General features: G+C 41.8%; 7 protein-coding genes. 6 read left to right on the forward strand and 1 reads right to left on the reverse strand.

The window, feature by feature from the left end:
• The first annotated feature begins 334 nt into the window (after positions 1 to 334).
• The 3 genes from ACFEL9_RS08950 to ACFEL9_RS08960 all read left to right on the forward strand — a co-directional run bounded on the left by ACFEL9_RS08950 (position 335) and on the right by ACFEL9_RS08960 (position 5,636).
• Positions 335 to 3,388, forward strand: a complete 3,054-nt coding sequence (locus tag ACFEL9_RS08950) for a SusC/RagA family TonB-linked outer membrane protein (RefSeq protein ID WP_385888588.1) — start codon at positions 335 to 337, stop codon at positions 3,386 to 3,388.
• Positions 3,389 to 3,520: 132 nt separating this feature from the next.
• Entirely contained in the window at positions 3,521 to 4,969 is a 1,449-nt protein-coding gene (locus ACFEL9_RS08955) for a RagB/SusD family nutrient uptake outer membrane protein (protein ID WP_385888591.1), read from the forward strand.
• Between the two features lie 241 nt (positions 4,970 to 5,210).
• A complete protein-coding gene (locus tag ACFEL9_RS08960; protein ID WP_385888594.1) occupies positions 5,211 to 5,636 on the forward strand; it encodes a hypothetical protein in 426 nt (141 codons plus the stop codon).
• A 224-nt stretch (positions 5,637 to 5,860) separates the two neighbouring features.
• Here ACFEL9_RS08960 and ACFEL9_RS08965 read toward each other — a convergent pair whose 3' ends face one another.
• On the reverse strand, positions 5,861 to 9,358 hold the full coding sequence (locus ACFEL9_RS08965) for a VCBS repeat-containing protein (RefSeq protein ID WP_385888596.1): 3,498 nt from the start codon (positions 9,356 to 9,358) through the stop codon (positions 5,861 to 5,863).
• A 188-nt stretch (positions 9,359 to 9,546) separates the two neighbouring features.
• Here ACFEL9_RS08965 and ACFEL9_RS08970 point away from each other — a divergent pair, with 188 nt between their 5' ends.
• Genes ACFEL9_RS08970 through ACFEL9_RS08980 form a run of 3 tightly spaced genes read left to right on the forward strand, consistent with a single transcriptional unit; the run spans position 9,547 to position 11,880 of the window.
• Complete coding sequence (locus ACFEL9_RS08970; protein WP_385888599.1) at positions 9,547 to 11,187, forward strand: MGH1-like glycoside hydrolase domain-containing protein; 1,641 nt, start codon at positions 9,547 to 9,549, stop codon at positions 11,185 to 11,187.
• Complete coding sequence (locus ACFEL9_RS08975) at positions 11,184 to 11,642, forward strand: alpha-L-fucosidase (RefSeq protein ID WP_385888602.1); 459 nt, start codon at positions 11,184 to 11,186, stop codon at positions 11,640 to 11,642. Before ACFEL9_RS08970 ends, ACFEL9_RS08975 begins: the two co-directional genes overlap by 4 nt.
• The gene (locus tag ACFEL9_RS08980; RefSeq protein WP_385888606.1) at positions 11,635 to 11,880 is read left to right on the forward strand and encodes a discoidin domain-containing protein; all 246 of its coding nucleotides are present in this window, start codon (positions 11,635 to 11,637) and stop codon (positions 11,878 to 11,880) included. The genes ACFEL9_RS08975 and ACFEL9_RS08980 overlap by 8 nt, the downstream gene beginning before the upstream one ends.
• Positions 11,881 to 11,983 lie beyond the last annotated feature (103 nt).

Genomic DNA, 11,983 nt, shown 5'->3' on the forward strand with positions numbered 1-11,983 from the left:
CTATGAATGAATAAAATAAAGGGAAATTTTTTTCGGTTCTTCCAACAAATATATTCTTGCCTTTACAAAGCAACAGATTCAATTGCGCAGTAATTTCTTCAAAATGCGTAGCGGATTATTTTTTCAATATCAAAATCAGGTCTTGCGCAATTAGATGGTTAATATACGCATTTGCGCATTGTTCCCGGACAGTTGAAATTTATCTTTAGGAAAGAAAAAACGATAACTGTCTTATTGAATGAGTGCTTCAAATACTCCGATTACGTGAAGCACTATAAAAATGTATTGCCATACTATGCATTTCACCAAATTAACTGACAAATACCCAAAAAATATGACAATAACGCATATGCGAAGACCTGTATTGGTTTTTGCTTTGACTATGTTAAGTTGTGCAATAGCTATCGCACAGTCCACTGTTAGAGGTAAACTAACTGACCAGGGCTCGGGCCAGCCAATTCCCAATGTCAACATCACGGTAAAGGGAACCACCAGGGGCGCAGTGTCCAATAATGATGGTGCGTATTCAATCGCATTAGCTGCCGGTGATACTGTATTAGTATTTTCAAGTTCGGGTTATTCAACGGAAGAAGTGGCCATTAATGGGAGATCGACCATTGATTTGTCGCTGGCAACAAACGTAACCGGCCTTGGCGAAGTAGTAGTAGTAGGTTATGGAACACAAAGCAGGAAAGATGTTACCGGTGCAGTTGCATCAATTAAAGGCGATCAGTTTGAAAACCTGCCGGTATCAGGTGCAGTGCAGGCATTGCAGGGGCGCACCGCTGGTGTGAATGTGGTAAGAAATGGAGGAAGTCCCGGGAATTCCGGGTCTATCCGCATCCGCGGAACAGGTACCATTAACAATGCAGACCCACTCATTATTATTGATGGTGTTCCTGCAGGAAACCTGAATTCAGTGAATCCAAATGATATTGCTTCTATAGAAGTATTGAAAGATGCTTCAGCGTCCGCCATCTATGGTACCCGTGCCGCAAACGGTGTTTTAATTGTAACGACAAAACGTGGAAGCTTTGAGCAACCGACTAAAATTTCGGTGAATGCTTACACGGGCATTTCCAATGCACGAAAAACCATCGACATGTTAGATGCTGCTTCTTTGGTGGAACTGAAACGGGAACGATATACCAATGATGGGTTAGCTATTAATCCTGTTTGGGATGAACCTTCCAATAAAATTCAACGTACCAATTGGCAGGATGAATTATTCCGGCAAGGAAAAGTAAATAACGTGGATCTTAGCCTGACAGGTGGCTCCGCGAAATCATCATTTATGTTATCTGCCGGATACTATGATGAAAAAGGTATCATTACCAATTCTTATTTTAAGCGATACAGTGTGCGCCTGAATTCAGATCACAAGGTTGGAAAAAGATTAAAGATTGGTCAAAGCCTTCAATTGACCCGTTCCAATGATAATAGTCTTAACACCACATCTGCACAGGATGGTTTAATCTGGAGCGCTATTCGTTTCATGCCGTTTATACCGGTAAAAAATGATGATGGTACCTGGGGAACATCAAAGGCTTCCAATGAATATGGAGATATCAATAACCCGATTTTTACGGCCAATAGTGTGGATGCATCCAATGTCAACACCCGCCTCCTCGGAAATTTAAATGCTGAATACCAAATAATAAATGGTTTGAAATTGAAAGTCAATTTTGGTCTCGATGGAAACCACTATACCGGACGCAATTTCAATATTATTGTTTCAGATCAGACACGTACTACTAATAATAATTCCCTTAACAAAAGCTTTAGCGAATCCTATTCTTTACTAAGCGAGTATTTTCTTTCTTATAACAAAACATTCGCCGGCAAACATAAATTAGATGTTGTGGCCGGTTACACGGCCCAGACTTTCGATGGCGATGTGTTTTCCGCCAGTAAACGAGACTATCTTAATGAAGATCCGAATCAACGTTATCTGGATGCCGGACAGACACTGGGGAGCATCTCAGGCAACCGCTACTATGATGCACTGCAGTCTGTATTCGGCCGGGTAAACTATGATTATGATAAACGTTACTTGTTTACCGGTACATTTCGTGCAGACGGTTCTTCAAAATTTGCAAAAGGAAACAAATGGGGATACTTTCCAGCCTTTTCTGTTGGTTGGAGAATATCGCAAGAACAATTTTTCAATGTAGGCTTTATCGATGAATTAAAATTAACTGCCGGATGGGGACAATTAGGTAATCAAAATGTAGGCGGGTTACAGTATTTGGCATTAATTGGCAATGGAGGAAGATATTCCTTTAATGATAATACGGTTGTATCAGCAACACAAACCCGCTTGCCTAATTTGAATATTTCATGGGAAACAGCAGAGATGAGCAACATCGGTCTTACTGCAGACCTGTTTGACAATCGCTTTCAACTTTCACTGAACTATTTCAACAAGACAACCCGCGATATGTTGCTGTCACCTCCTACAATTGGAACCGTAGGTACATTATCTATTCCGGATCAGAACGTAGGCGTTCTTAAAAATAGTGGGGTAGAAGTTGACCTGGCTTATCGCAATAAATTGGGTGAGTTTACCTATGGTGTAAGTGCTAATGCTTCTTTCATCAAGAATAAAGTGACAAAATTATATGATGGGAATTTCATTGGCTCGCAAACCTATGGTCGTCCAAACGAAGAAATTTCCAGAACCTACGAGGGACAGCCGCTTGGTATTTTCTGGGGTTGGAAAACAGATGGCCTGTACCAGACAGCAGAAGATATCAGTAAAGATCCAAGCATTGCCAATGATCCCAGGAGAACCGGAGGACAGATTGAACCAGGCGACGTTAGGTTTATAGACACAAACGGGGATGGTTTGATCGATGACAAAGACAGAGTTAAATTGGGTAGTCCGCACCCTGCAGTAGTATATGGCTTAAATGCTGATGTAGGATATAAAGGATTTGATTTGTCGCTGTTCTTCCTAGGTAATGCCGGACTGGAAATTTATAACGCAGACAGGATGCAGGGAATAGATCCTACTTATTCATTCAATATGTATGCAGAAACAATCAACCGCTGGACGGGCCCCAATACGAGTAACACTATTCCCAGAATGACGACCCGCCGCAGTAACCGCAACTACAGAACTTCCGACATGTTTATTGAAAAGGGTGACTTCTTCCGGTTAAAAAACCTGGTGATTGGCTACACGTTGAATGAAAAGATCACCAGTAAAATGGGTATAGGGCGTACAAGATTTTACATCACGGGGCAAAATGTATTTACAATCACAGACTATTCGGGGTTAGATCCTGAACTCGGTTACACAGATGGTAATAGACAAATCAATGTGGACTTTGCCCAATATCCGCAATCCCGTTCATGGATTTTTGGTGTCAACATTACCTTTTAATTGATTAACGTACTAACTAACATGAAACCGAGCAAGAGAATTTTTTTACACAGAGGAATGATTATCTGCGAGGTTCCATCCCGAAAACAGGTTCGGGACAAGTTCTGGCCAAAAACAATAATAAATAGACAGATGAAACATATTGTAATAAAAAGCGGACTCGTTTTGTTGACGGTCCTATCAATAAGCAGTTGCAAAAAAAATCTCCTGGAATCGACACCTTATGGTCAGTCCACATCAGCTGATTTCTGGCGCAATGCGGATGATGCGATAGCAGCTTCCAATGCACTTTACTCTTTTCTTGGTGATGAATATATGTTTGCACATACCGAGCAAACATGGGATATCTGTTCAGATGATATGTGGAGAGCGGGTGACCATCCCGAGGATCAGGCAATTGAAGAATTTACTTATGAGCCAAGCAATCCGCAGCTTAATGAAAGTTGGTCCCGGAAATACGAAGTGATCTCCCGTGCCAATGCAGTGCTTATTAATGTTCCGAATATCGATATGGACCAAACGTTGAAAGACAGGATACTGGGGGAAGCTCATTTTATCAGGGGATTTATCTACTGGCATTTCTACCGGATCTACGGACAGGTTCCTATTATCAAAGAAGAGAATGTGCTTAGCAATACTTACAACGTGGCGAAAGGAACAGTGGATGAAATGAAAGCGATCATTGAATCTGATTTGACAACTGCAGCAGAACTTTTGCCCTTGCAACATGATGAAGCTAATCTTGGCAGAGCCACGAAAGGTTCAGCCTGGGGATACCTCACTAAGTTTTATGTGTACCAGGAAAATTGGGCTAAAGCCATTGAAACCGGCAATAAAGTGATCACCGGGCCTTATGCGCTTGCTCCCAGCTTTGGAGACAACTTCAAACCAGATACGAAGAATAATCCTGAAATGTTATTTGCTATCCAGTGTACAGATGGTTGGACAGAGAATGTTCAGGCTATTTATGCCGCTCCCAGGCCCTGGGGTGGATGGGGATTCACAGAGCCTATCAAAGACCTTGCAGATGAGTTTGAAGCCAATGATGAAAGATTGACGTATACAATAGGAAAAGTAGGTGATATTATCGATCCGGGTGCGTCAAATGGCGGACCGCAAGCTGTTCCCGTTGGTCTTACGAATACAGGATATTTTTTCAGGAAAAATGTTAGCTGGAGACCCGATGGTGGTTTGGATAATAATATGAATATACCGATGCTGAGAGCGGCAGATGTATACTTACTCGTTGCGGAGGCTAAGATCAGGTCGGGAGCAAATGGGGATGTTGAAATAAATAAATTACGAAGCCGAAACGGTTTAAGCAATGTTACCAATGCTACGATGACGCAATTGATCCACGAGAGAAGAGTAGAATTGGCTGGTGAGAATGAAAGACACCAGGATTTGATGCGTTGGGACAGAGCCAGTTTAATAGATATCAAAACGCATTATGCAAAAAATCGCGGGCAGTTTAAACCGGGAAGAAATTTTCAGCGTCCGAAAAATTATCTCTTTCCGATACCACAACGGCAAATTGATCTGAGTAACGGCGTGCTGATACAAAACCCGGATTTTAAATAAAGCTACTCCAAAGGTTTTTTTTCTCGCGGCGACGCGGCGACGCTGCGGCGCTACGTTTAAAGTTGTTGATGACCAAAGCACGTTGCGACGCTGCGCCGTTGCGTGATATTTATTTTCGTCCTAAGTTAACTGGCAGTTTATTCGGTCTCTTGCTGACTACACCTTATTACCTTAGTAACTTTAAATGCCAAATGGATAATAACCTTATTACCTTATTTTGATATAGTCGAATGACAAAATTATGAGTTTGGGAATAGCTGGTAGAATTTTAGTAGTGGCGTTATGGTTAGCCTGTGTATCCTGTAACCAATCAGCCGATGTTCAAATCATCGGTAATTGGCGCATGGATTCTATTTATGATAATTATAATGGATTTAGTTTTACCAATACAAATCCGTATCCGAAGGAAGTGTATGAATACCGGAAAAATAATACGGTGTTGCGAAAGGGTATGGGTGAGCAAATGGAGTACCGGTATAACTTAACGGATTCAACGTTGACGTTAACTGATACATCGGGTAATCAGCCTTCAGCATTTATTATCCTTCACCTTGACAAAAACAGGATGGCGCTTAAAAAGAATAGGAAATTTTTATTTCCCGGAAAAAACCAGGTAAGATACGAAGTACGATATTTTACCAGGATTGATGCGGTTGAATTAAAATGACATTAATTTGCGGAGCACAAAGGACACAACGCAGGACACAAAGAACACAACGTTTGAACACAAGTACTGATTTCTTTGTGCCCTTTGTATTTTCTTAGTGTCCTTCTTGCTACTAAACACTTTTCAGACAACCTCCGGGTGCAAACATTTATAATATCAACCCACCATCGGTTCCTAACGAGCAATGAAAGGCATTTATCATCGAAAAACATCCCAAACTCACGTTAAAACGATAATTTTCTTTTCACGCCTTTGTAATTGTATAGCTCCACCGATTTCACATTGCCAGGTAGTCGCAGATATCTTGCAGTGCCGGATAAATAGCCGGAACCATAATAAAATTCCCTCCTGATTGTTTTTCCATTGTCAAGCTGAATAATCGCTAAAGCATCATCAGCGCTTGCCTTCAGTATTCGAAGCCCTTCGTCAGGAGAAAGACATTCCATTGCAACAAGGGAATCACTATTCAATGCCGCCAGGATAATGGGTGCATTATTTGCCCGCAAAATTTCTGCAAGGCCCTTGCCATCACCTTCGATACGAAAGCCATTCTCTTTAACCTTGAATTCTCCCTGGCCATTCCCTTGCAGGAAAAGCCCTTTAAATGCATCATACTGTCCATTGATTACTTCCGGTCCATAAAAGTTTCCGGTAAGCAATATATCTTCAAAGCCATCTGCATCGTAATCATTGACGAGAATGCCGAATACCGGGGCGAATTGCGCCTCCGTACAAAGTGGAGAAATCACCCAGGGTTGATCGCCTTTATTTTGCAGCAGCACCGACTGAAAAGTATTTGCAGTGACCTGCTTCGCCTGCTGCAAAGCCTGCGGGGAAAATAAATCAGTGATGCTGGCTTTTGCATAATCATGATACAGGGGAAATTTCTTTCTCAGGCCGGGTAACTGCATCATCATATCATCCCGTGGATGAATGGGGTAACTGTTCCCGTTTTCTTTATAAGTGATGACCGGATTGCGATTCCCCAGGTTTCCAAAATCATAGGTATAAATGCTCAGGGGACTTGTTGCCGACGTGGTATAGCGGCTATTGCTGCCTAAATTACCCAGGATAAAATCCATCCTTCCATCACGATTGAAATCTCCGGCATGGATACTATTCCACCAGCCAACAGTATTCTCCAGTCCAAACTGGCGTGTCGCATTCCTGAACTGTTGCTGTTCGTTAATGAATACGGTAATCGGCATCCATTCACCTGCTATGATTAAATCGCGGCGATGATCATTATTTACATCAGACCAGATCGCGGCATTTACCATCCCGATATTTTTTAACCCGGGAGCTTTTTCATCAGTGACATCAATAAACTTTCCATTGCTGTTTTCCAGCAAAAAACTATTTCCTCCTTCGGGATAGTGTTGTGGATTTATTTTACCTCCTACAAATAAATCAAGATCACCATCCTGGTCAAAATCGCAAGCGGTAACACAGGACCCACTTGCGTTTTCGACAGGTAAAGCGGCTGTGTTAAGTTTAAAGCGACCGTGACCATCATTGGTATACAAACGATCCTGGTAATACCTGGAGCCGGCGGCGAATTCATTACCACCACTCACCACATACAGATCAAGATCTTTATCGTTATCCGCATCAAACAACAATGAACCCATGTCTTCTTCCGGCTTCTTCCTGTTTTCCAAAGGCATGGAAATAAAAGTCCCATTTTTTTGTTGAAAGAAAAGTTCTCCGGATTGATGATATGCACCACCGACAAAAAAATCATCCAGGCCATCTCCGTTCATATCGCCAACTGCAATGCCTGGTCCGCTTTGCGAAAATTTGTGCGGTAGCAAAGGCTGTATGTTGAAATCTGTATAAGGCGTTTCTTTATGCAGGAAGTGAATGCTGTATTGCTTGTTCACCGGCTGAAAAATTATTTCATCCCCTTTACTTATTTCTTTGTCGGAAAAATTGCCGGTAGAATAAGCGATTTGAATTTGCTGATCAGCCTTGATATTATATAACCGGGTTATTTTTCCGTCCGGCCATGTAATGATGACGGAATCTGCTTTTGATTCCTTGTTAATGCCAAAATAAACAGGACCCGCAACCGATGACTGGTATCCATGCACCGGGTTATACTCCTGGGACAATGCCAGCTTATTTGCATACAAGTTGATTTTTGTACCATAAGCATTCATGTTTCCAACAGGGCCGGCCAATGCAATACTTAGATAATGATGCTGTTTCAGGCTATCGGTATTGTTCCGGTATATGCTAGCCGGAGTTCCGGTATTTACAAGGACCAGATCCTGGTCGCCGTCGTTGTCGAGGTCGGCATAAGCAGCGCCGCTGGAATAAGCACTTTTAGTAATGCCCCATTCAGCAGATACGTTTTTATAAATAAGATTTTGTTGGTTGTGATAAACAAAGCTCTGAAGTAATGCGCCATCAAGTTTCTGCAAAGCAGCAAATAAATTTTTACTTCTACTTTCACTTCCACGGTCTTGCGTCCTGTAAGTAATAAAGTCACGATTGGTAATATCCCGCGGATAACCATTGGTTACCACCAGGTCCTTCCAGCCATCATTGTCGAGATCAACCAATAACGGGCTCCAGCTCCAGTCAGTTGCTGCTATTCCCGATAGTTGGCCAATTTCACTGAAACTGGGATTTCCATTTACATCAATGCCACGATTCAATTGCAGGGTATTTCGCATGAATTGCGGGTCATACCCGTATTGCAATTCTGAACGGTAGCGGTCATGGTTCGTTGAACCCAGCATCATTTTTTTTCGATAGTTATCAGGAGGCAACATATCTACCTCGATAAGATCAGGTTTTCCGTCATTGTTGATATCACCAATATCATTTCCCATGGCGGAATAACTGGTGTGTTTAAAGACAGTACCGGCCACATCGGTAAATGTGCCGTTTTTATTATTGATGTATAACAGGTCGTTGGAAATATAATCGTTGGATACAAAAATATCGGGCCATCCGTCTTCATTGATGTCAGCGACCGACACACCTAATCCATATCCTTCGTGTGTTATGCCTGCTTCCCTTGAAACATTTGTAAAAGTATTATTCCCATTATTGCGATAAAGGCGGTCCGTATTAGCCATTTCTCCATTGTTGCGTTTGGGCCGGATGATATTGGGTCCCGTTTCATCAGTAATATTTGTGAGCAGGTACATATCAAGATCCTGGTCCCTGTCATAATCGAAAAAAACAGCCTGTACACTGTGACCGGTATCCGCCAATCCATATTCACTCGCTTTATCCGTAAATGTGTTATTACCGTTATTAATGTACAGTGAGTTGGCTCTTTTCTCCGGATTGTGCGGGCCCGCAAAACATAGATATATATCAGGCAAACTGTCCTGGTTAATGTCCACAATGGAAACACCTGCGGCCCATCTGCCGGTGGTATTGATTCCGGATGAATCAGTGATATCATCGAAAATAAAATTGCCCCGGTTAAGGTATAACTTGCTTTGGCCCATGTTGGAGCTAAAAAAAACATCCTGCAAACCATCCCCGTTGAAATCGCCAATGCCCACACCGGCGCCGTTATAAAAATATTCGAATGATAAAATGTTCAGGTTTTCATCTTCCCTGATTTCATTAGTGAATGCAACACCGGTTTTTTCAGGTGGCAGTAGTTCGAGCAGTACAATATTGTTGCTGTTTTTCTTACATCCGGAGATGGAGAACAACACGATCACAAAAAGAAAAAGCGGAATGAGTTTGTGCATTTTAATGCCTGTAATTAAGAGATTAAAAATAGTTTCTTTTCAAAAATATTTTGGGGTTCAATTTATTTTCTATTGCGTATTTTGAAGTACTAATTGCGCAATTGCGCAGCAACGATATTGCCACCGGGGATATCTTAGCAAGGGTAGCTTTTTAACCGATTACCTTTATCTTTTATAATTTATTTGCCATGGATTCACGAAGAAAATTTTTACGCAACAGTGTAATAATAGCTGCTTCAACAGCTGTCCCAGGTTCTGTACTAAAAGCAAATGAAAAAAAAATCCACAAAGGTGAAGAGATCGCTGATGGTGGCTGTGAATTCAAAAACACGTATGTAAAGAATGTGTTTGTAACCGAGAATGAATTTCGGAATGCCAAACCAACTATTGTAAACGCTCCTGCATTTCAACAAGCGAAGGAATTGTTGCCGGCGCCGGTGTGGAAGGGTAATGACCTGGCCATTGAGATGTATTGGAAGGCCTGGGAAATCGCTTTCAGAAATATCAAAAATCCTGCTCCTGAATCAGGTTTTATCTGTTCCTACATTGATACGGCTTACAACGGAAATATCTTCATGTGGGATTCCGCTTTTATCACCATGTTTGCCCGTTACGGATCGAAGGCATATCCTTTTCAACAAACATTAAATAATTTCTATTGCAAGCAACATCCGGATGGATTTATTTGCCGTGAAATTTGGGGCCAAACCGGGGGCGATTGTTTTCATCGTTTCGATCCTACGAGCACAGGACCAAACCTTATCCCCTGGAGTGAACTGGAGTACTATCACCAATTCGGAGACCTGAATAGAATTCATAAAATTTTTCCGGTTCTCTGCGGATATTATCAATGGCTGAGACTATACCGCACCTGGCAGGATGGTTCCTACTGGTCAAGCGGCTGGGGCACAGGAATGGACAATCAGCCACGTGTGCCGAAACAATACAACCCGATTTATTCAAATGGACACATGACCTGGCTTGATACCTGTTTACAACAATTGTTTATCGGTAAGATCCTGGTAGATTTTGGTTTTTATACGGAGAGGTGGCAGGAAATTGAAGACATCGAGGAAGAGACCAAGTTTCTTAGAAAATATATCCGGGAAAAATTGTGGGATCCGAAAACATCTTTCTTTTATGATCGTTACGCAGATGGTTCAAAAGGGACACTAAAAAGTATAGGCGCTTATTGGGCGCTATGGACAGATATACTTACACCGGAAGAGCTCCAACGTTTTGTCGCACATTTAAATGATCCCAAAACTTTTGCAAGAAAACATCCCATTCCATCCATGCCCGCCGATCACGAAAAATACCAGGCAGACGGACGTTACTGGCAGGGCGGGGTGTGGGCTCCTACAAATTACATGGTCATTACAGGATTGAAGAAAAAAAACTTCAGGTCAATGGCTTTTGACCTGGCAATCAAACATCATCAGCAAGTAGCGGAAGTGTATAAGAAAGAGAAAACTTTTTTTGAATATTATGCTCCTGAATCTGCAGCGCCTGGCTTTTTAGCCCGTCCTGATTTTATCGGCTGGACGGGGCTCGTTCCTATTTCCATTTTAATTGAATCTATTTTTGGAATGACAGCCAATATTCAACAACAGTTGATAAAATGGGATATCAATTTGACAGAAGAACATGGCATTGATAAATACCCGGTGGGTAAGGATGGTCTTATCTCATTTCGTTGTGCAAGTCGAAGCAATGCAAAACAAAAACCACAACTGCTGATTGAATCCAATATGGCGATAAAGCTGGCGGTATCCTGGGCGGGAGGGACTGAGGAGATCGAAATTAAACCTGGTATCAATAAATATTGAACGGGGGAGATGAGGCAGGACATATAAAAGAATTGAATGAAGGTGAAGTCAATGGTACAGCTTATATACCTGCCGAATCGGATGTTTCCATTCGCCCAAGCTGGTTTTATCATCCCGAAGAGGATACAAGAGTGAAAACGGTTGAAGAGCTTTGGGATATTTATTTTAATTCCGTTGGACGAAATAGTGTGTTATTATTAAACTATCCACCGAATAAGGAAGGATTAATTTCTCCTATTGATGCGCAAAGAACAGATAGCCTGCGCTATTTAATCAATGGCACGTTTAAAACCAATCTTGCCACCGGAGCGAAAATAAAAACATTGCATTCCCGTGGAGCGAATTATAAACCATCTAACATGTTGGATAATAATGAAAGCAGTTATTATGCAACGGCTGATGCTTTTGCAACTGATACCATCACTTTTGATTTAGGTTCCCAAAAGGATGTTTGACGTTGTAATGCTGGAGGAAGTAATTGAGTTGGGCCACCGCACTACAGGCTGGTCAATTGATTATTCAACAAACGGCAAAAACTGGACAGCGATTCCGGAAGCAGCAGGCAAACAATCTATCGGGTATAAATGGCTTGTCAAATTCAAACCTGTAACGGCATCAAAAGTCCGTCTGCGGATTACATCTGGCAAAGCATGTGCTGCCATTCATACGTTTGGAATCTATAAGCAGCCTTAAACCGGCCAGGAAGATCCGATAAGTGAAAAAATAGCACAATCGGTTGTGCATTCCGGGAATATTAAAGTTAGCTATATTCATAACGGTATTATTTTTTCATGAA

This window comes from Terrimonas alba, assembly GCF_042434975.1.
In the GTDB taxonomy this organism is placed as follows: domain Bacteria; phylum Bacteroidota; class Bacteroidia; order Chitinophagales; family Chitinophagaceae; genus Terrimonas_B; species Terrimonas_B alba.